This window comes from Chlorogloeopsis sp. ULAP02, from assembly GCF_038404745.2.
Classification (GTDB): Bacteria; Cyanobacteriota; Cyanobacteriia; order Cyanobacteriales; family Nostocaceae; genus Chlorogloeopsis.
The window spans coordinates 63,126-84,826 of the sequence record NZ_JAYKTT020000017.1; the positions used below are offsets into that span (position 1 = coordinate 63,126).

The window sequence follows — 21,701 nt, forward strand, 5'->3', positions numbered from 1 at the left end:
CAGCCTGCTACTCTATCAATTTTCAACAGAGATGGTATTATACAGCGACTCTTGATGCTTTTTTTGACATATTTGACATAAGGGAATTTCAATCCAGAACTCTGTTCCTTTCCCTAATTCTGACTCACACCGCAGCACGCCTGCGTGTTTTTCCACAATAATTTTGTAGCTAATTGATAAACCTAACCCTGTTCCTTGACCTACAGGTTTAGTAGTAAAAAATGGATCAAACAGCTTGCGCTTCACCTCTGGAGTCATACCAGAACCATTGTCAGCAATTAATACTACCACTCTATTATTAACAAGCTTGGTGCAAATTGTAATTTTGCTAGGGTTATTTCTAATCTCCTGTTGGGAGCGCTTCTGGTTGTAACTATCCAAGGCATCAATAGCATTACTAATAATATTCATGAACACCTGATTCAATTGCCCCGGATAGCACTCTACCTTAGGTAAGTTGCCATACTCCTTAATAATTTCAATTGCTGAATGTTCTGTTTTAGCTTTAAGACGATTTTGTAAAATCAGTAGAGTGCTGTCAATACCTTCGTGAATATCGACTGCTTTCATCTCTGCCTCATCCAGGCGGGAAAAGTTGCGTAAAGACAAGACAATATCCTTAATTCTTTGAGTTCCCATTTTCATGGAACTGAGTATTTTGGGCATATCTTCAACAAGAAAATCTAACTCAATATCCTCAGCCTTTTCTTGAATTGTCTGTTTGGGGTTTATGTACTCTTGTTGGTAAAGACATAATAGTTCCAGCAAGCCTTTAGTATATTCATTTACATGAGCAATGTTACCGTGAATAAAGTTAACGGGATTGTTAATTTCATGTGCCACCCCTGCTACAAGTTGACCAAGGCTAGACATTTTCTCTGTTTGAATCAGTGGAGCTTGAGTTTTCTGGAGTTCGTGTAAAGTTTGCTGAAGTTCTGCCTCTGCCTCTTTACGTTCAGTAATTTCGGTTTCTAAGCTGTCATTAAGTTTACTCAATTCCTGACTGCGCTCAACCAAGACATTGTAGGATTCAGCAAGTTTGTCTGCCATACGGTTAAATTCGTTAGAAACTTGCTCAATTTCATCACCACTTTGAATGTTCAGACGGTATCCTAAATCACCAGCGCCAATTGCTGTAGCTCCCGTCTGTAGTTTGTGCAAGGATTGAATCACCGGACGCAAGATGAAGAAAAACTTACTCACAGAAATAGCAAGGATAAGAAATACAATCCCATAGGAAAAAAAATGTGACATTTCCTGAACTTGTTGTAATTCTTGTTTAGCCAAGTGCATTTGCTGATGGGAATCTTCAATCACCTCATCTAAAAAAAAGTCAATATCTCTGTCAAAAGCATTAATTGCCCGAAAGTCTTGTTGAGAATCTGCCACAGATGTCTCAGACGTGACAGTTGCCAAATTTGTCAGTTGTGTTCCTAAGCGAACAAGAAATTCATGACGGCGACGAATATTCTCCAAATCAGGAGACTGAGGCATTAGTTTTTCCAACTCCTCAAGATTCTCCAACACATTTGTTTGATACTTTTGTATATCTGAGTGTTGCGTTTTAAGAATACATAGTCTTTAAGTGCGTGAACTTCATGTCCTACAATCGCCTGTACCTGCCAAGCTAATTCAATAGTACGGCTGGCTTGCTCCAACTTTTTGTAAGCAGAAGTTTCCATTTGGTTACGCCAGATTGTAATCCCACCCAAGACAACAGCGATTAACCCAACAACAAAAGCAGAAGTGCCTATAAATTTAGTAGAAATATTCATTTTGCCCCCTGAGAATTGAGATTAAGTTGTATTCGCAGTTGCTCAATCGGTGCATAATCTGACGCCACAACTAAGGTGTAACCAGCTGCTTGAGTACCGACGATATCTTCCATGCCTGCGGGAGTATTAAGGAATGCCCGTTTTAACTCTTTAATCAGTTCTGGGGGTAATTTTTTGGAAACTAGCATAGGTGAATGGGGAACAGGAGCGGATTCCCAAATAACTCTGGAGTTTGCGGGAGCCAGCTTGCCAATTTTCTGCCGTTTGATGTAAGAAGGGATGTTAGTGGCAACTGCATCGACAAGCCCATCTTCCAGCATTGCTTCAGTTTTGGCGTGAGTTCCAGGGAAGATGACTTGGGTAAAGTCATACTCAGGTTTAATCCCTTGCTTTGTCAAGGCTGCCAGTGGCATGAGATAACCAGATGTAGACGATTTACTGACAAATGCAACTCGCTTACCCTTCAAATCTTGTAGCGTCTTAATCGGACTATTTTTGTTGACGATAATTGCGGCTCGATACCAAGGTCGTCCTGTATATTTATCAATGGGAGCAACTAACGGTTCAACCTCTGCACCCCGCTCTAGTGCTTCAAAGTAAGATACGGCTCCCACATAAGCCATATCTACTTTCTCTTCTACTAGCCAATCAACTACTTCTTTGTAATCCTTAGCAATTTGGAAACTCACCTGTCGTCCGAGTGCTTTTTCTAGATATTCATCCAACGGTTTAATCATCCGTTGTTGTTCTGTGTGACTTTGAGTTGGTAAAACTCCTATTTTGAGTTTTTGCTTGTTGTCTTTGCTATCTAAACTTTCTTGCTCGCTTGTGGCTCTATTAGATTCTGAAACAGTACAGCATAAGGTAAAGACAGCAAGAATCACAGCTAAACTAAGAAATGTTTTTTTGTGAATTTTTTGTAATAATAAATGCATTTTTAAAATACTCTTGGATTTCAGCAATTTAATGTCTTGTTCTCTCTTCATTTAGTATTAAAGTTATGTTTCCCAAACAAATTACACAAATAACACTTTTGATGTTTTGTAATGATTGGAAGATGATTTCAAGCCTTTATGTCCAAGATATGTATCAAAAATCTTGATTTTCTTTTACGACTTTTCCGCTCTTAGTAAATTTTAGATAGGTTTGTGATGATAATTGAAAGAAGAATATGATAGATAGCAAGGTAGCAGCAAATAACTGTACCCAACTAGAAACTAGGCTACTTCTTGCTTCTAGTTGCCCATGCTTTTACAGTTTGTGTATATGTTGTAATTTGTCAACTACCATATGTCGTAATTAGCGGATAGCCAAGCGCAATAGGTAAAGGAGCTTTTGTGTGCATTATTCGTATTTTTCTTAATTAAATATTGCAGGTAAATCACTCATTAACTGAGCGGTGTTTTCTGCCAACCAATCTTCTAGCGCCAGCATTCTCGCTACTCCATCCAATACACTTTGGGAAGTCACTTTTCTCTCAAGTAGCCACCCTGTCCAATAAACAATACAACTTGCCTGCTGCAAGCGCCAAACTAATGTTAGTGCTTCTACTTCAAATTGTGAAAGAGAAATATATTCGGTATAGCCAGTACTGAAAGCTTTAATAAATTCCCAACGAGGTGCCTCCTGCCCAGGCGATCGCGTAAAGTGATCGACTGCCGCAATATAGTCTATTAACCGTAAGTCTGAAGTAGCAAACTCGAAGTCCAAAATCCCAACTACACGGTTGTTTGCTACCAAAACATTGGGAGACAGAAAATCTGCATGAGTTGTTTGAACTGGAAGCATTTTGTATAGGTTAGGTACAGCTTCCAAAACTTCAGTCAACGTTTTAATCACTCGTTGTTGTTGTGTTAGTGGCAATTCAAGTAACCGTGGTACTTCAAATGGATCTGGCAATAATGGATGAATGTGATAGAGATCCCCCCAGGGAGGTAACTGAGCCATTTGCCCTTCTAAATCAAACCCAGCCAAGGCGTGATGCAGTTCTCCTAATGCCTTACCAACAGCGTAGGTGTGAGCAAGATTTGTGCGATCGCTCTTATTTCCTAAAATCAATGGCAGCAGAGCAACTCGCAACGAGCAGTCATCTCGATTAACCACAAGCAGTGTTTCACCCGATGCGGTTGGGATTGGAGCCGGAACAGCAAACGACAAATTCAATTTTTTCAGATGTGTTAGTAGCAAGTGTTCGTACTGAATTTGAGCAGTGGTTGTGGAATCGTTGTACAACTTGAAGACAAAATTGCCTGCCTGCGTCTTCACAAAATAAGTTGTGTTAACTGTACCTTCATTTGTTGGTAGCACTGTTGCGTCATCAACAAATAACCATGCATCAAGTAGTGTCATTGCATCTTGCTTCGACAACCGCGAGTTTTGAGAATTTTCCATTACTGGGTAAAACAGGTTGAATATTTCTGGGCTAATTCTTGTGCAAAACTTTCATCAGCAGATTTCATAAAAAATTTTTCTTATTCCTTCTGTCATTTTCCAGTCGAAATACATAATTTACTCTTTGCCACTTGTATCTATATTTAACAAGCTGTTCAGAGTAAGACAATGCGAATCTACTGGAAGCCAATTATTATTGAGGTACTATTAGAAGTTCTGCTAGAACTTGCCCCTGGCAGCTTGGAAATTTTGGCAACTTTTACCGAGTATTTGGTTGAATCTACTTGGGAAACTAGTAAAGCTTCTATTCAACTAGTTTTGGATCAGATCAATTACCAAGTTGATTGGAAGTTACCTTATATTTCCCAAGCAGTTACATCTCCAGCTATTTCGTGATCAAAGCTCCCCACTACTCACTCTTCAAGCTGCTGCATTAAATCTTTCGCATATTTTTGCTCACAGGATCGAATCCCCAAGAAAATTTGGTGCTGTCGTCGTAGCAAGCTCCTGTTAAATTCGCTTCAAACAGCTTAGTATAGTGTAACCTTGCTCCGCGCAGATTCGCGTCCACTAACTTTGCACCACTGAGGTTAGTTCTAGTTAAATTTGCTTTAGCTAGGTTAGCTCCACTCAAATTTGCTCCCCATAGTTTAGCTTTAGCTAGGTTAGCTCCACTCAAATCTGCTGCATACAAATTGATGCCAACTAAATTTGCTCCAATTAACTTGGCATTAGCTAAATTGACTGCTGTAAAATCTCTTTCTCCTGCGGCATAACGCCTGATTAATTCATTGGCATCCATAATTCTTTTACCTTCGTCAGCAAATTAGAAGCAATTTCCTCCCATTCTCGATCTAGCCCGGCATGAAATTCTGGTTTACCACAGCGTCTGTACCAATAGCGGGCATTACTCAAATCTCCTTCTTTTCTATGGAGATAGGCATGAACCCAAGCACTATCAGCATCACTAGCATTTTGAACTATTTCATGAGCTTTATCCCAATTACCTTTGTAGTCATACCACAGAGCTTGCAGTGCTTTGGGTAGGGATTCAGGAGTTTTTTGCTGTTTTTCAATTAATTGCTGGAATTCTTTTGCTATGATCATCTGTCTCTAATGAATGAGCTCAAAATTTCATAAACCCTATGTGCAGGTATTGCAACCTACTTTTAAGGCACAAGTTATATGTGCGAAGCCAATAGAGCCTCTATTCATCACTTTATCAACGACTACGGATGATTAGATGCAAAAGTAAGACAATAAAATTGTTTACACTTCAATTTGGTAGGCGATCGCTTAAATTTTTCTGCGTTCCCATGTCAATTATAATGAATTGTTAACCAATAGGAAAAGGAAGACAAGGAAGATGAACATAGCAGGATATGTCCTCTTTCCTTGCCTTCCCGCGGAGCATGAGAAAAATAAAGGGTCATATAATCAGGAAACAGATCTGCTTTCCTTACTCACACGCCATATGTAATGCACCCATAATTGAAGTATGCAATTGAGCCTCAGGAATTGACTTTGAGTTTTCAACAGCATATTGCCAGTTTATATTTTCTTTATAGAGTTTAATTATCTTGAGTTGTCCCAGATTATGGATTACTTGCTGCCGCTCAACACCAATTTCTTTGAGAAAATTATCTGTAGTCTGTCCGTTTGACATAGCTGTGACAACTGCACAGACTTCTTTACGACTGGGTGAAGTAATCTGCTGTGCATCTACAAGTAATAATGCAACTAGGGGAGTGACAATTGTAATTGCAGACATCATAAAATCATTGGAGTTCATCACACCACAGCTCCAATCTCAAGTTTGAATTGTGAAGTCATGAATTGCCAATAAAATTATCGCAATCGTTGACTACACAAGCTTTACAACTCGTTCTGTTGAGTTATCTTCACTAAATATAGCTGAATAGAACCATTGACCACTAGCAATAAGGTAAACTACTCCAGCAGCAGCGATCGCACGTGCGGGGATGGCGACAACAGCGATGCTGCTATCCCCGCCGCACCTGCCAGAGGCGATCGCTGGCAACCAGAAATATGACCGATCACATATGCCATAATTAGCACAGTCAAACCAAAGGCTAAAGATACCCCTACTAATTGAATAATATTTACCTCATTTGTTACGTAAGATGTTGCTAATACAGCGCTTCCAGTACCGCCTAAAACTAGCCAGAATGTGCCGATAAATTCAGCAATACAAAGTTTTACAATATTCATCCGTTCAAACTCCTTTCTACGGGAAGTATAGATACAGCACTTACCTCTTGGATCTCTTTCCTTGTGGTCTAAATTGGGAAAATCTTTAGATGGAGACTGTCATGTGCAAGTTCTCAAAATTAGTTTTTAAGTCAGCAAATGTGGTAAATCATAAGATAAGAAAGTACTTTGTCCTTTAAATAATTAAGACTAGATCAAAGAAATAAGATATTTATAAAAGTTGCTTTGAATTACCATAATCCTTGAATAACATTATTATCGTCAGATTCAGAAGAATTGTCCCCAGCATTCTGCATAGATATGTAGACAGTTTCTACCCAACCTTCTCCACCGAGTTCACCAATGATTTTTGCCCAGTCACCTTGTTGCTCGACAATTTCCACGCGATCGCCCTGTCTGAGAATAAAAATTGAACGATACTCTGTACCCGGGCCAGAGCGTATAGTTAAGTAACGCGAGGTTACAACACCAGTCTCACCAGCTATAATGGCAGACCATGAGCCTACAGCAAATACAAATCCTGTAATACAGGCAGCAACTAAACTTTTAAGTCGCATATTCTTTTCAATTACCCAAGGAACTTTAATTCTAAAGCCTGAAAAATTTCTAAAGATTATTGATATTTTTTACATCTTCTTAGGAGCAGACGCACTGGCGTACACCACATGCTACAAATGAAACAAACAAGTCAAATCCTTATTTCCATCTGCCATCTGCTACGCCACTTGCTATAACGGAGCGGAGCCAAAGACGCTCCGCCTCCGGAGAACCTCTGCAACGCAGTGGCTCCTCTGCCATCTGCTTTGTTTCTTGAAAGAGTTCACTCTCAGATTAGATCTAGATAAAGTTAATAGTATTTCCATCTCATAATTTAGATAGCAGTCATGCTAGTGTATTGTTGTTTCAAATCTAGCAACGATAAATAAGAATTTTATAATCATTTTCTAATAAACTCATAAATAAAAAGTAAGAAATATGCACAAATGATAAAAAGATTAGTTAACTGATAACTTTCATCTTTCGTCTCAAGTCTAACTTAAATATCATGCTGATATAGAATTTAATTTTGATAATCGCGATTAGAGGCTATTTTTTCACTTCTCAAAAGGAAAATAAAAAAGTTATAAGCTCAATGTAAAGACTAAGTGTAATTTACATATCAGCAGCAAATAGTTAATCTAGTCAATGTGACAGAAAGCATGAAAATACAACAGCTAAAAGCTTATAAGAATTACTTTAGCTGGCTATATAAAATGAAATCTCCTACTATTTTTATGAAGCTTCAATGTTTTATTGTTTAAGAATGAGAAAAGAACATATAGATTCCCAATTGACTACAATGCATCAATCATTGTCAGATACCAAAGTTACTATCAAAATTTGACTTTCTGCCAAATGTATAAAATCTTTGCATCTTAGCCTAATCTTCATACCAGTATTTCAATCCCAACTCCTAAGGTTGTATTCACTGGTGTAGAAGGTTTTTTTTTACGTTTTAAGTTCATCTGCTGTAGTATACGTCCCATAGTGGAACGACTGACTTTTACTTGTATTTTTTGATATAGAAGTTCGCATAACTCATCCAAAGTAGCATCCTTGTTGTCAGTTACTAATTGTCTTAGTTGTTCTATCTGTGTTGAAGTCAATAATCTTGGTTTACCTCCACCATGTGGCTTTTTAGCTACCGTTCCTTCTTTTCGATAGCGTCTAAGCAGCGATTGCACGAAGCTCTTGCTAACACCAAAGCGTTTAGCCAGTTGACGTTGTGAAATCTTCTCTTTTTTGTAGATTTCAAGAATTTTTTGCCGTAAATCTAATGAGTAAGCTTTCATTTTTAGACTTAGAACAAATAGTCTCACGCTATATTGAAAATCTTGTCATTTGCCAAACTTAAAGCTTATAGTTATGTGATACCTAACCCAACCATCTGCCTAAAAACAGTAGTTAATCAGGTTAAGATGTACAATAACTAGCAAAAAAACCGATTCAAGCTATTTTGTCAATCAAAACACTACATTAGACAGAAAGTAGTGCAAATAAGTAAGAAGTTTATAAGAAGAAAATATTCAAACTATTGCATTGGACTTAATCAATTAGGAAGTGTAAACCTAATCAATTTTTACTAATTTTGTGTTCAATAGCCAATTTTGTGTTAAATATTGATAAGGATTTGATTGACACTTGAAAAAAGTACCCTCTAGCTTAAAAATTTCCTTTGCTACGTTAAATAGAAACAAACTTTGTAAGCTTTTGTATGTTGCAATATGAAGTGGTTAAAGTCTGTAAGTACAGATTTGACATATTTACCATAGAGTGAAAGTTTGTCTGGCTTCACGCAAAGACCACAGAAATTGAGGCTTGTCGGTGAAAAGCCATGTACACCTCAAGGATTTTAGTTGTTCAGTACTTGGTGATACTTTCTCTTTTTTGACACTAACTATCTGAACAGTTTTTATAAATATGTCAAAGATGATAATTGGCTAAAAATTTGTATGTGAAATTTAGTCAACTAACAAATGGTGAAGGTATGACAACCAACAAGGCTGTTGTCTTGTGTCTTGCTATTTTTTTGTTTTAAAAACATTATTGACCTCATAGAAGCGATAGTTAATTACGCAGAATTAGGGTAGAGCATTAGGAAGACAAAAATGAAGAGAGTGAGAGTATTAAATATCGAAATTACCAATCTAACTTTAGAGGAAGTATTGCAAAGTCTAAAATCTGGTATTGTGTTTACGCCTAATGTAGACCATCTAATCAGATTGCAACATGATTGTGATTTCTTTAATGTTTATAACATTGCTGACTATAAATTATGTGATAGTAAAATTCTAATTTATGCATCTCGTTTTTTAGGTAAATCAATACAAGAGCGAATCGCAGGTTCGGATTTTTTTCCTGCCTTTTGTAATTATCACAAAGATAATCATCAAATTAAAATCTTTTTATTAGGAGGAGTTAATGGTGTTGCTGCAATAGCTCAAGAGCGAATAAATAGTAAGTTAGAAAGAAATATTGTTGTCGATTCTTACTCTCCATCTTGGGGATTTGAGAACAATGAGCAAGAGTGTCAGAAAATTATTGAATTGATTAATAGCTCTGGTGCAACAGTCTTAGCAGTTGGAGTTGGTTCACCAAAACAAGAAAAATGGATTTATAAATACAGAAATCAACTACCAAATGTCAAAATATTTATGGCCATAGGTACGACTATCAACTTTGAAGCAGGAAAACTTAAAAGAGCTCCAAAATGGATGAGAGAAGTAGGATTAGAGTGGTTGTATAGATTAGTTTTAGAGCCAAAAAGATTATGGAAAAGGTACTTGATAGATGATATACCTTTTTTTTGGTTGATTCTCAAACAAAGACTGAATTTATATAAAATGCCATTTGTTCAAAAACATATTTCGGAATTATATGAAAGCTCATAGAGAATAGATAATTATTATTTTGAATCATTGCTTTATCAAAGCATTGAGCTAGGGAGAACTAGACACAACTACAGTGGTCACTATGAATTCTAAACAAGAATCTTCAGCCTTAGTAATCAGTGAGCGTAGTGATAAATTACAACAGCAAAGATTAGTCAACGCAGATGATTTTATTGATTCAAATAAACGAGGATTAGATTTGCGTTCGTTCGGTCGAATGTTGCAACGCAATATTCTTTTGATTGGTAGCATTGCCAGTTTTGTTGCTGTTATCACTTTATACTCAATTCTTGTTTCTCCTCGTAGCTACGAAGGTAATTTTCAGATTTTAGTAGAGCCTGTATCTTCTGAAGGCAAACTTACTGATCCTTCGTTCATATCGCGCAATAGAGAAATTGCACCTCAGACACAAGTTGAAATAAACTATCCGTCTATACTTCAAATTTTGCAAGGGAATGAATTACTAGAGCGAGTAGCTCAAAACATTAGAGTTAAGTATCCCAAAGTGAACTATGAATCAATCAGAAAAAATTTAGTAGTTCAACGAATCGGGGAAAATATGCTTGACTCGACTAATATCATAGACGTGACTTACAAGGATTCTGATCCTGAAAAAGTAGAATTCATTTTGTCAGAAATTGCAAAAGAGTATTTGAATTTTAGTCTTGAGGATAGAAAAGATCGCATTTACGGAGGTGTTAAATTTATTGATGCTCAACTTCCTCAATTGCAACAGCGAGTCAGTTTTTTAGAAGGTAATTTACAAAGACTGCAACAACGATATAATCTAAGTGATCCTGATAGTCAAGTTGGAGAACTATCTAAACAAGTTCGCGAAATAGAAGCTCAAAAGCTAGGTGCTCAAAAAGAGTTGCAAGAAAACAGGCGGCTTTATGAAGACTTGCAAAAACAACTTAGATTAACACCTAATGAAGCACTTGCTACATCTACTCTTAGTCAAGAACCTCGTTATCAAGAACTACTTGCCCAACTTAAGAAAATAGAAACTCAGATAGCGATTGAGTCGGCAAAATATACGGAAAGTAACCCATCTTTAATTACGCTGCAACAACAACAGCAAAATCTATCTCAGCTTTTGAATCGGGAAGCCCAAAATATTCTGGGACAAAAACTCACAGCTACAGTAAATCCTCAACTCTTGAACTTCCAAGATCCCACTCGCTTGGGGCTAATTAAGCAACTGGTTGATACTGGTAATAATGTTCGAGTCTTAGAGAGCCGTCTGAGTGCGATCGCTCAATCCGAAGCTTACCTAGATCAGCAAGTAAAGCAGTACCCGGCTACTATGCGCCAGTATAACGAGCTGAAACGACAGCTAGAAATTGCTACCAAGACACTCAATCAATTTTTATTACAGCGCGAAACACTAAGAGTCGATGCAGCACAGAAGGAAGTACCCTGGAAAATTGTTTCTCAGCCCAGGATACCCCGTGATGAACAGGGTAATTTAATCGCCAAGAGCGGCAATCTTAGGAGAATAGTGATCGGACTAGCTGCTGCTACTGTATTAGGATTGGGAGCTGCTTTTCTCAAAGAGAAATATCGTAATGTCTTCCATAGCCCTGAGGAGATTAAAGATGGCATCAACTTACCTATCTTAGAGGTAATACCAGCAAATCAAACTGCTGTCACTAATCCCAATTCTTTGAAGGTTGTCGGTGCAATCAAAGAGACTGAGGAAGATGCTAGGTTTTTGTCAGCTTTTGATTCTCTCTACGCCAGTGTTCGTTTTCTAGCTGGTTCTCCTAAAGCTCAATCTATCATCGTGACTTCACCTGCACCTGGAGATGGAAAGTCTACCGTTGCCATGTATCTTGCTCAAGCTGCGGCTGATATGGGTAAGAAAACCTTGCTTGTAGATGCAAATTTTCGTAATCCTAGTCTTCATAAAAAGTTTGCCTTAGACAATGTACAAGGACTAAGCAATTTAATTTCTCAGGATGTTTCGTCTCAATCATTTCTCATTCAGGCATCACCCTTACAAAAAAATCTTTTTGTACTTACTTCAGGCAAAATTTTACCATCCTCTACCAGAATGCTTGGCTCTGCTCAGATGCAGCATTTAATGGAGAAATTTCGCCAAGCGTTTGATTTAGTGATTTACGATACTAGCCATCTGCTTGGATTTGCTGATGTTCCTTTACTCGCAGAACATGCAGATGGGATATTGATGGTTGTGGGAGTTGGCAAAACCAAACGTCCATTAATTACACAGGCTCTGTCACGATTGCAAATGTTGCAATTACCTGTTTTGGGGATAATTGCTAATCATGCCAACACAGGCAAAAATAGTTTAACTAGCTCTCATAACCTCCATCCAAAGCCAAATCAGCGGGTACTTCCTGCTTCTGTAAAAAATGAAGCTAAAGATTTCGGATTTGATCGCTCGGAATTATAACTGATTCTCTATTTCTGTAGGCACATACCCATCCTTAAATAAAGGTTCAACAGTTGTGATAGTTCATCAGTTGGCAATCCTATTTGTTGAGATTGTTTTATTTGCAATCGCACTGGGGCTTTTGGTTCCGGTTTCTGTTTTCTTTATAGAATGTATTGCAGCATTATTTCCTGAGTTTCAAATTCAGTCGTATTACGCGCTTGTACCTCGACCTAGAGTTGATATTTTAGTTCCAGCTCACAATGAAGCAGCTGGAATCAATACCACTCTCCAATCATTGCTGCCGCAGTTAATAGAACAAGACCGCCTTATAGTCATAGCTGATAATTGTAATGATGACACAGCATCTCTAGCACACAAAGCTGGTGCAACAGTGATTTCGCGTCAAGATCCTGAGCGTCGGGGGAAAGGCTATGCTTTGGACTACGGTTTGCAATTTATAGCCAATAATCCTCCTGATGTGGTGGTAATGGTAGATGCAGACTGTATCGTTCATTCAGGCGCGATCGCTCGGATTAGTCGTCTAGCATTAGCTACAGTACGCCCTGTTCAGGCTGTTTATCTGTTGACACAACCCCTCAATCCTCAACCAAAGGATATAGTCTCGGCACTAGCATTTCTAGTTAAGAACTTAGTTCGCCCCAGGGGATTAGGAAGACTGGATCTACCCTGCTTACTAATGGGTTCGGGCATGGCTTTCCCCTGGAAAATCATTCATAACATTCCTTTAGCCAGTAGCAATATTGTTGAAGACATTCAACTATCTATGGATCTTGCCATCACTGGATATCCTCCTAAATTTTGTATGGATGCTCTTGTGATGGGAACTCTTCCACAACAGCAGCAAGCAGCCAAAAGTCAAAGAACACGTTGGGAGCATGGTTATTTACAAACTATGCTCAAGCAAGTACCGCGACTTTTAAAAGCTTCTTATAAGCAAAAGCGTTTTGATTTATTGGTGATCGCTTTGGATTTGTGTGTTCCACCACTTTCGCTGTTGGTAATGCTCTGGGCAACAGCCATAACAGGAGCTACCCTAGCAGGAGTATTTGGGACTTCATGGCTGCCAACTATCTTACTAGCAATAGAAGGGTTACTGATTTGTATCTCAATTGTTGCAGTTTGGGCTAAGTTTGGTCGTACCAATTTCCCTCTGCGAACGATGCTAACCATTCCACTGTACATTCTGTGGAAGATACCCCTATATTTAGCTTTTCTACTTCAACCTCAGACAGAGTGGATTCGCACACAACGAGATTCGGCGATCGGGGAGTAGATAGTAAGAATCATAAATCATCACAACCCGAAAAACCTCTTTCTTAGTTTCTCTATGAAGTTAATCAGACTCTTAATCCAATGCAATCCTATAAAAATCCAATTAGAAAACTTAACTACTGAATCAAATGAAAAAACTAATTTCTATTTGTATCCCAACATTTAATCGTGCTCAAGAACTTCATAACCAGCTTTCTTGGCTTGCTCAAGATATTAAGGGCTTTGAAGATGATTGTGAAGTTATTATTTCTGACAACTGTTCAAATGACGAAACACAAAGTGTAATTAAAAAATGGCAGCCGGCATTTATACAAACAACATTTAAATCGAACAAACATGATGAAAATATCGGCTGTATCAGAAATATTACTTATTGCTTAAATGTTTCGACAAGTCGATTTACTTGGATAATTGGTGATGACGATTTAATCTTTAATAACACACTTGCTTACGTCATAAGTAAATTGAAAAGCATCCCAAATTTAGGATTACTATACCTGAATTTCTCAGACCTGAACAGGAAAACAGGTGAAGTGACATCAGAACACTGGTTTGATACTAATCTTGACAACAAGAAAAATATTTATGATGGAAAAGGAACATTTCAGCATTGTATAGAAAAAAACTTTGGCAGCGTAATTTTTTTGACTGCTACTATATATCGCACAGATCTAGCACAAGCTGCTTTGCAAGAATGGTCAATTGGTATGGAGAACTGGGGTTACTTAGCATATTTAGCTGGTTATTGCGCTGTTCAAGGAAATATTTTAGTAACTAAAAATAACTATATAGAATGTACTATGGGTGTTAGCTATTGGCAAGAAGATCCAAGAGCCTGGTTTAAAATTTTACATAAAGATATACCTGAAATTTATTTGAAACTTCAAGAAATAGGTTATCCTCGTAAATTCTACAGTCGAATGATTTTAAAAATTTTCAAAGAAGATTTAACAAAAGATAATTTCTTCATAAGATTAAAATACTATTTATGGTGTTTGATACATTGGCCTTTATGGTCTATAAATATAGTAATTTATTTTTTGTTTTCTCTGTCTTCAGCAATTTTTAATTATAAACTTCCTCAAACTATTGCTAATATTACACAATATAATACTCCTATTAAATAATTAAATATTTCAGATAAGATTGTTTTTATATATTTATCGATATCGATTTTTGGAATATGCTATGGATATCTCTAAAAACATCAAATAAAAAACTTTCAGTTCTCTCAAGCTTTATCTCATACTTTCTACAAATTAGAATTGAGAAAGTATACTAAAAATAAACCTAAACTTGCTTCAAGTAAACAACTAATTGTTGAAACTTGTAAGTAAAAAGAGATTTACGTTACATTCCTAGAAAAATTAGGTTTTACTTCCATACCACAGTTCCTAAAGTTTGCACTGTCAATTTAGTTTTTTACCAAATATTAGCTAAAAAAATGAAATTCATAGAGTTTTTTGAGCGTATCTACGTCATCAATCTACCTTATAGAGTAGACAGACGCCAAGCAATGGAAAAAGAACTGGAAAAAGCAAGAATGCCATTTACTCCAGGGAAAGTTGAGCTTTTTGCAGCGATTAGACCGGATAGTGCTGCTCCATTTGAAAAAATAGGATACAAGGGAGCATTTTTAAGTCATTTATCTGTATTAAAGCTAGCAAAAGAGCAAAATCTAAAAAATGTTTTGATTATGGAGGATGATTTAGCATTATCAGAATATTTTCAACAATATGAGGATGTGCTAGTCGAGCAATTACATAACATAAACTGGGATATTGTTCACTTTGGATACTTTTGTGATCATGCTATGAATCCAGAACAAAATACTTTTGGGACACTTCAATCATTATCTACAGGAATAATTGGAGCTCATTTTTATGGAGTCAATAATAAAATATTTGACAGAGTTATTGATTTCTTTGAGTTATCACTCAAAATGCCTCTCGGTCATCCTGATTGTGGGCCAATTTCACCAGATGGAGTTTATAACCTCTTCCAATCAAAAAATTCAGATGTTACTAGACTAATTTCCATACCAAGTTTTGGAGGACAGCGGAGTTCGCGTAGTGATATTACTCCACAATGGTTTGATCAACTGCCTGTTCTAAAAAAATTTGCAAGCTTAACGAGGACTTTGCTGAAAACTTAAATAATCATTGTTTACGGGGTATAGATGCAAAATAGGTAGTAGGCCAAGTGAGATGTTTGATAAAGAGTTACTTGATAATTCGTGATGCTAATAATATGAATCTGTTTGTATTGTCAGAACTTTATCCTGGGAATAAACATGTTGGTTGGTCAGTACTTTATCCGCTTGAGGAAGTACTATCATCTACCTTTAATGCTACATTCATCTACCCCTTACCAAACAATAAGATTCAGTTGCTAAGACGCTATAGACACCGAATTTTTAAGTCATGGTACAAAATTGATGACTTACCTACTCTAGATCAAGGGCCAAATATCCTTTTAGTTATTGGTTTAGGGCCTAGATTTCTTTTATCAATTCATGCTCTTAATTCTGTTCTCAAGAAATTTGACCTACGAATAGGCTACATACTAGATGGTTTTTATTCATCTCATTTGGATAGAGATGTAATGCCATACTTAGATTACTTATTTGTAATTTGTGCTGATCTTGCTGATGCTATCAATAGAAGTACTAAATTAAGTACAGCTTTTTTACCACTAGCAACTGATGTACTCAAACTAGGCTCAAATTCGATTCATCGTAGTATTGATATTATCAGCTATGGAAGAACTGATCCCAAAATACATAAGTGTTTGCAGCGAAACTTCAATGAGGAGCACAATAATCGAATCTATTTGCACTCTACATTCTCTCACCCTGAGGTTTTTAATATCCAAGAACACACAAAATTGTTATTTAAGATTTTAAGTAGATCGAAAATTAGTTTATGCTTTGAAGCAAGTAATGTAGAACGTTTTCAAGGGTACTCGCCAATTCTAATGCGCTGGTTTGAGTCTTGGTCATCTGGTTGCACTGTTGTAGGCAAAAAACCTTTCGGTAAAGGCGTGGCTAATTTAATCAACTGGCAAAATAGTACAATTGAAGTTCCAGATAATCCAGCAGATTGGCTTGCATTTTTTGAAGAATTATTAAGTGATAATGATGGTTTGATTGCTAACTCACAGAGAAACTATCGTGAATGTCTAAATAGACATGACTGGCGCTATCGTATTAAGGATATGTTTAAAGTTTTAGAGTTACCAATCAAAGAGAATCTCAAGAATGAAATTGCTTTCTTAAGGCAAAAGTCTATTGTGAACAACATGAATTTTATCAAGAAATAATTCTCAAATTAAAAAAGGGTGCTTTTAACAAGCGCCCTTCGTAAAAATTACAAAGTTTTTAAGCTTCTAAGTGCCTTTGACTACTTGACTGTGGTTACTAAATAACTGTCTTCAAGACGGATTTCAGTGCTGTTCCCCAGCTTTTTGAGATGTCATAAAATTGTTCTTGTACTTGCAAGCAAGCCTGACGCTTTTGTTCATAAAATTTGCGATCGCTACATAACTTCAGTAATGCATCACCATAGCCTTCAACATCATCAGGCTGAACTTCAACAACAGCATTCGACACATACGATAAAGCCGGAATTACAGATGAAGTCACAACAGGACGAGCAGCTAAAATTCCCTCAGCAACCACCTGGCAAAATCCTTCAATAAAAGCTGTTGTTGTTGGCACAATGACAACATGCGCTCTACCCAACATTTCACGCATCTTTGGTTGATGACAATAGCCTTGACACACAAAAAATGAATCAACTTTGGATTGTTTTGCGGCAAAACGTAAAGCTTCTAATGCCGAGCCTTTTCCACAAATTTCAAATTTAATATCCTGCCTGCCTTCAGATAAAAAGCGTTGAGCAATTTTCAACAGATCAAATACACCTTTACATGGTTCGATGCGACCTATGAACAAAACTATAAATGGCAAATGCTGCTCGTTTGGAGAAGCAATACCATCAAAGACTGATCTACGGTACAGAGGCAAAAACTCAAAGATTGGTCGAGATTGGCTACCAGCACACTCCTGAACCTGCTTAGAAATATCTGTTGAGGCTGCCAAAATTGCAGTACATCCCCTAGCAAAAAAATGTCTGTTTAGTCTCGAAATAAGTTTCTCTGTAGATGTTAGGGGTATGTACTTACGCCATAGAGTACAGTGTAAAGAAGGTATTACTTTAACTCCTAAATAAGGTAGGATAGACAAAATAAACCAATGCGTTGTACCTTCATTCACAACTGCTACATTAGCCTTCCACATCAAAGCAGAAAAAATCAAGCCTATCCCATACCAAAGTTGATTCAAGTGATATAGTATACCCGATGCATTCTTAAATTTTACTGGTCTGTGTTCAATCGTAAATTGACCATCACGTAAGAATTCTTTCTGACGAAATGATGAAATAATGTAAGCTTCTGCATTTAAAGTGCGGCACATATCATAAAACTGCCCAGAATACGTAACACAGACTTGTGATGGATCATCCTGTCCGTTAACCCAATATTTGTATGTTCCGATTACATTTCCAGGCCCAGCTGCATATAGAATGCGAAGCGATTTTGAGCTTGAGTTAGCCATAAATAATTAACTTAGATAAATTCAGAAAAAATTATCTATTTAGATTCTAAATTCTCAATAATCTCAATATTTAAAATATTAAGTGGCTTCTATTCTGACTACCAAGAATAGTTGTATTTCAAGATGGGTAATATATAAAATACTTGACATGGATTTTTGAAATTCAATCAACTCAACCTTATCCATGTAATAACAGAGGAAAGCATACTGAAAAAATCAGAGTATGATGATGCACTCTTAATAACGCTTCCTCAACTTGACATCGGAATACTTTATAATCCACTTCAGATGTTACTACAAAAAAATAAGAAAATCATAAGAAATGAATAAGGTTACAGAAAGTTTGTATGGTATCGAAAAAACTAAGTGAGTTTTATCTTAATCAACTAAACTTTCTCCTTTTTTGTATCTAAAAAAATCAGTCTTAATCAAATCTTTATAAATAGATATGATAAAATATTCCGTAAGCTTTTGGTTAGAGGTTAATAATACTTACAAAAGGCATTGGCAATTGAATTAAGATTAGATGAAGGTTGTCCATAAATATCACTTTCTTTTTGATTTTCTTTTTAAAATGACGTGTGTGGGTTTTAGTGATAAATTCTTAAAAGTATAAGACCCTGTTGCAAAGTCTGAGTTTGTACGCTCATAGCGAAAATTGCAGCTAGAAATTTCCTAAGCTTTATTACCAGTAATAGATTGTAGTGCGGTAAAAATTAAAATTATGCTCTATCAATAATTTCTATTTAGTAGAGCATAGTAAATGAACCATAGACCGTTTGACCTATTTGAAAGATTCAGTATTTGTTTTTTATTATTTTCTAGCAAGACAACCCAATATTTTGAGCAATTACAAAATCAAGATGTCTTTAACGATCGCCTACTTGATAAATCAGTATCCCAAAGTCAGCCACAGCTTTATTCGCCGAGAAATCACCAGCTTGGAGAAATACGGCATCAAAATTCAGCGATTTGCAATCCGTTCTTGCGGTACCGAACTGGTTGACGAAGCAGACATACTAGAGTTGGAGAAGACTCAGGTAGTTTTAGGAATAGGAAAAATAGGTTTAGTTGTTAGTTTAATTCGCACTGCGATCGCAAGGCCAATTCGTTTTTTACAAGCCCTGTGGTTGGCGCTGAGAGTTGGTTGGCGTTCCGAGCGGGGTATTTTGTATCATTTAATCTACCTAGCTGAGGCTTGCGTACTTTTAGGTTGGTGGAGAAAAGCATCTATAGATCATGTTCACGCTCACTTCGGCACAAATTCCACCACGGTAGCAATGTTGTGTTCGGCAATGGGTGGCCCCCCTTACAGCTTTACTATTCACGGGCCAGAAGAATTTGATTCTGTCCAGTCTTTATCCTTAGTAGAAAAAGTTAAACGAGCTGCTTTTGTAGTAACAGTTAGCTCCTTTGGTAAGAGCCAGTTGTATCGCTGGTGCGATCGCTCTGAGTGGTCAAAAATTCATGTTGTTCATTGCGGTGTAGATGATGGATTTCTAGATCTAACACCCACCTCCATACCGTCAGAGCCACGCTTTGTCTGTGTTGCCAGAATGAGTCAAGCCAAGGGACATCTACTTTTATTAGATGCCGCAGTTCAGTTGGCGCGTGAGGGCTTGCAGTTCAAGCTGGTATTCATAGGCGACGGACTCTTGCGGAACGAAATTGAAAATGCGATCGCTCAACTTGGGCTGCAAAATTATGTTGAACTCATCGGCTGGGCTAGCAATGGCGAAGTTCGCCAACATATTCTTGCTTCGCGAGCAATGGTATTACCCAGCTTTGCCGAAGGTTTACCAGTGGTACTCATGGAAGCACTGGCACTATCTCGTCCAGTCATCAGCACTTATATAGCCGGGATTCCTGAATTAGTTGAACCAGGAGTTTGCGGTTGGTTGGTACCACCAGGCTCAATCGAAGCATTAGTGACAGCAATGCGGGAGGCATTACAGTTACCGATAGAACAGCTAGAACACATGGGTACCAAAGGTCGAAGCCGGGTTATTCAAAAGCACAATATCACTATTGAAGCTGGCAACTTAGCAGCACTCTTTCAATCTAGCAACGAGAATTTAAAAACTCAGGAGATTGATACTCCATCAACTGTTGACTGTCTAAACAATCCTAATGTCGAGGTAAAGATGTTGAATTAAAAGCTAACAAGTCTCCTACTGCTGAATTAACTCTCTTCAAAAAAACCATGACCTCATTAAAGAAGCTTGCCATTAGTGGTGCTGTTTGGACGTTCGCTGGCTATGGAGCGAGCCAAATCTTGAGATTCGGCAGTAACTTAGTTCTAACCCGCTTACTCTTTCCAGAGTTATTCGGACTGATGGCACTGATTAATACCTTCATTATTGGCTTAAATCTGTTCTCAGATATTGGTATTGGTCAAAGCATCATCCAAAATAAGCGGGGAGATGAACCAGCTTTTCTCAATACTGCCTGGACATTACAAGTAATTCGCGGTTTTGTTTTGTGGCTCTGTTGCGCTTTGATTGCCTGGCCGATTGCTAACTTTTACGGAGAACCCCAACTGTTATGGCTACTACCAGTAGTTGGTTTGAACACGATTATCTCTGGTTTCAACTCCACTGCTCTGTTTACACTGAATCGACATTTGGCTGTACGTAAACTAGCAATTTTTGAACTTAGCGTACAGACAATCTCCCTAACAATCATGATTATCTGGGCTGCTTTGAGTCGGAGCATCTGGGCGCTTGTCATTGGTGGCCTTGTGAATGCTTTGCTTTGGATGATTGGAAGCCATCTCATAAATTCTGGGACACCTAACCGCTTTGTTTGGGATCACAATGCAGTCAAAGCCATATTATCTTTTGGTAAGTGGATTTTTGTTTCAACAGCTCTATACTTTCTGGCTGAACAATCTGATCGGCTGATTCTTGGCAAATTAATTCCCATCGAGCTTTTAGGCGTGTATGGTATTGCTTTTGCACTTGCTGACATTCCACGTCAAGTACTTTTGGCAATCAGTAGTAAGGTATTTTTCCCTGTGTTTTCTAAATCTGCTGACCTGCCCCGCGAAATTTTTCGTGCCAAAATTAAAAACAACCGCAAGCCTGTTTTGATTGCAGTGGCATTAGGCTTGACAGTTATGGTTAGCTTCGGAGATTTACTAATTTTGACCTTATACGACCAAAGGTATATCCAAGCGAGCTGGATGTTTCCGCTGTTAGCTTTTGGTATATGGCCTCGCATACTTACCCAAACAATTGATACATCTCTTTTTGCTATTGGCAAAGCTAAGTATGCAGCGATCGCCAGCCTTACCAAGTTTATTTTTATGATTATTGGATTGCCGCTTGGGTTTCATCTTATGGGTATAGCCGGAGGTGTGATTGTAGTTGCACTCAATGACCTTCCTTTTTATGTGGTAGTTACTTATGGTCTTTGGCGGGAAAAACTTGCCTGTATAAAACAAGATATTCAGGCTACTTTTATATTTCTGACTTCACTCACTTTCATTATTGGTAGTCGCATTGTTTTCGGATGGGGACTTCCGATCAAGTTGTTATTTACTTCCTAGTTGTCATGAG

The 21,701-nt window shown here is 37.5% G+C and carries 20 protein-coding genes; 9 read left to right on the forward strand and 11 right to left on the reverse strand.

Features of this window, described 5'->3' with window-relative positions:
* Positions 1–15: 15 nt before the first annotated feature.
* The 4 genes from U2718_RS08775 to U2718_RS08790 form a co-directional block, all read right to left on the reverse strand.
* Positions 16–1,494, reverse strand: a complete 1,479-nt coding sequence (locus U2718_RS08775; RefSeq protein WP_341997352.1) for a sensor histidine kinase — start codon at positions 1,492–1,494, stop codon at positions 16–18.
* Positions 1,494–1,775 carry a hypothetical protein gene (locus U2718_RS08780; protein ID WP_341997354.1) on the reverse strand — a complete coding sequence of 94 codons (282 nt, stop codon included), beginning with the start codon at positions 1,773–1,775 and terminating at the stop codon, positions 1,494–1,496. Before U2718_RS08780 ends, U2718_RS08775 begins: the two co-directional genes overlap by 1 nt.
* A complete protein-coding gene (gene phnD, locus U2718_RS08785) occupies positions 1,772–2,710 on the reverse strand; it encodes a phosphate/phosphite/phosphonate ABC transporter substrate-binding protein (RefSeq protein WP_341997356.1) in 939 nt (312 codons plus the stop codon). Before phnD ends, U2718_RS08780 begins: the two co-directional genes overlap by 4 nt.
* Positions 2,711–3,134: 424 nt before the next feature.
* Positions 3,135–4,166, reverse strand: a complete 1,032-nt coding sequence (locus U2718_RS08790) for a phosphotransferase (protein WP_341997358.1) — start codon at positions 4,164–4,166, stop codon at positions 3,135–3,137.
* A 168-nt stretch (positions 4,167–4,334) separates the two neighbouring features.
* Here U2718_RS08790 and U2718_RS08795 point away from each other — a divergent pair, with 168 nt between their 5' ends.
* Complete coding sequence (locus U2718_RS08795; protein WP_341997360.1) at positions 4,335–4,562, forward strand: hypothetical protein; 228 nt, start codon at positions 4,335–4,337, stop codon at positions 4,560–4,562.
* 37 nt (positions 4,563–4,599) lie between these two features.
* On the opposite strand, the gene U2718_RS08800 is transcribed toward U2718_RS08795, so the two are convergent.
* The 6 genes from U2718_RS08800 to U2718_RS08825 all read right to left on the reverse strand — a co-directional run bounded on the left by U2718_RS08800 (position 4,600) and on the right by U2718_RS08825 (position 8,230).
* The gene (locus U2718_RS08800; RefSeq protein ID WP_341997361.1) at positions 4,600–4,968 is read right to left on the reverse strand and encodes a pentapeptide repeat-containing protein; all 369 of its coding nucleotides are present in this window, start codon (positions 4,966–4,968) and stop codon (positions 4,600–4,602) included.
* A complete protein-coding gene (locus U2718_RS08805) occupies positions 4,950–5,273 on the reverse strand; it encodes a hypothetical protein (RefSeq protein ID WP_341997363.1) in 324 nt (107 codons plus the stop codon). Before U2718_RS08805 ends, U2718_RS08800 begins: the two co-directional genes overlap by 19 nt.
* A gap of 352 nt (positions 5,274–5,625) precedes the next feature.
* Positions 5,626–5,958, reverse strand: a complete 333-nt coding sequence (locus U2718_RS08810) for a hypothetical protein (RefSeq protein WP_341997365.1) — start codon at positions 5,956–5,958, stop codon at positions 5,626–5,628.
* A 158-nt stretch (positions 5,959–6,116) separates the two neighbouring features.
* Complete coding sequence (locus tag U2718_RS08815) at positions 6,117–6,398, reverse strand: aquaporin (RefSeq protein ID WP_341997367.1); 282 nt, start codon at positions 6,396–6,398, stop codon at positions 6,117–6,119.
* Positions 6,399–6,628: 230 nt separating this feature from the next.
* Positions 6,629–6,955 (reverse strand): SH3 domain-containing protein, encoded by a 327-nt coding sequence (locus U2718_RS08820; RefSeq protein ID WP_341997369.1) that lies wholly within the window; start codon positions 6,953–6,955, stop codon positions 6,629–6,631.
* 870 nt (positions 6,956–7,825) lie between these two features.
* Complete coding sequence (locus tag U2718_RS08825) at positions 7,826–8,230, reverse strand: transposase (protein ID WP_341997371.1); 405 nt, start codon at positions 8,228–8,230, stop codon at positions 7,826–7,828.
* An 816-nt stretch (positions 8,231–9,046) separates the two neighbouring features.
* On the opposite strand from U2718_RS08825, the gene U2718_RS08830 reads away from it, so the two are divergent.
* From U2718_RS08830 to U2718_RS08855, 6 genes are all read left to right on the forward strand, one after another.
* On the forward strand, positions 9,047–9,829 hold the full coding sequence (locus U2718_RS08830; protein ID WP_341997373.1) for a WecB/TagA/CpsF family glycosyltransferase: 783 nt from the start codon (positions 9,047–9,049) through the stop codon (positions 9,827–9,829).
* Positions 9,830–9,911: 82 nt separating this feature from the next.
* Positions 9,912–12,248, forward strand: coding sequence for a polysaccharide biosynthesis tyrosine autokinase (locus tag U2718_RS08835; RefSeq protein ID WP_341997375.1), 2,337 nt, complete (start codon positions 9,912–9,914; stop codon positions 12,246–12,248).
* A 55-nt stretch (positions 12,249–12,303) separates the two neighbouring features.
* Complete coding sequence (locus U2718_RS08840) at positions 12,304–13,524, forward strand: glycosyltransferase family 2 protein (RefSeq protein WP_341997376.1); 1,221 nt, start codon at positions 12,304–12,306, stop codon at positions 13,522–13,524.
* Between the two features lie 127 nt (positions 13,525–13,651).
* Positions 13,652–14,650, forward strand: a complete 999-nt coding sequence (locus U2718_RS08845) for a glycosyltransferase family 2 protein (RefSeq protein ID WP_341997377.1) — start codon at positions 13,652–13,654, stop codon at positions 14,648–14,650.
* Positions 14,651–14,967: 317 nt separating this feature from the next.
* On the forward strand, positions 14,968–15,678 hold the full coding sequence (locus U2718_RS08850) for a glycosyltransferase family 25 protein (RefSeq protein ID WP_341997379.1): 711 nt from the start codon (positions 14,968–14,970) through the stop codon (positions 15,676–15,678).
* Between the two features lie 95 nt (positions 15,679–15,773).
* Positions 15,774–16,844, forward strand: a complete 1,071-nt coding sequence (locus U2718_RS08855) for a glycosyltransferase (protein WP_341997381.1) — start codon at positions 15,774–15,776, stop codon at positions 16,842–16,844.
* Between the two features lie 97 nt (positions 16,845–16,941).
* Here U2718_RS08855 and U2718_RS08860 read toward each other — a convergent pair whose 3' ends face one another.
* Positions 16,942–18,141 (reverse strand): glycosyltransferase family 4 protein, encoded by a 1,200-nt coding sequence (locus U2718_RS08860; RefSeq protein WP_341997383.1) that lies wholly within the window; start codon positions 18,139–18,141, stop codon positions 16,942–16,944.
* An 863-nt stretch (positions 18,142–19,004) separates the two neighbouring features.
* On the opposite strand from U2718_RS08860, the gene U2718_RS08865 reads away from it, so the two are divergent.
* Both U2718_RS08865 and U2718_RS08870 read left to right on the forward strand, forming a co-directional pair.
* Positions 19,005–20,297: a glycosyltransferase gene (locus U2718_RS08865; RefSeq protein WP_341997385.1), complete on the forward strand. Its 1,293-nt coding sequence runs from the start codon at positions 19,005–19,007 to the stop codon at positions 20,295–20,297.
* Between the two features lie 47 nt (positions 20,298–20,344).
* Positions 20,345–21,691: an oligosaccharide flippase family protein gene (locus U2718_RS08870; protein ID WP_341997390.1), complete on the forward strand. Its 1,347-nt coding sequence runs from the start codon at positions 20,345–20,347 to the stop codon at positions 21,689–21,691.
* Positions 21,692–21,701 lie beyond the last annotated feature (10 nt).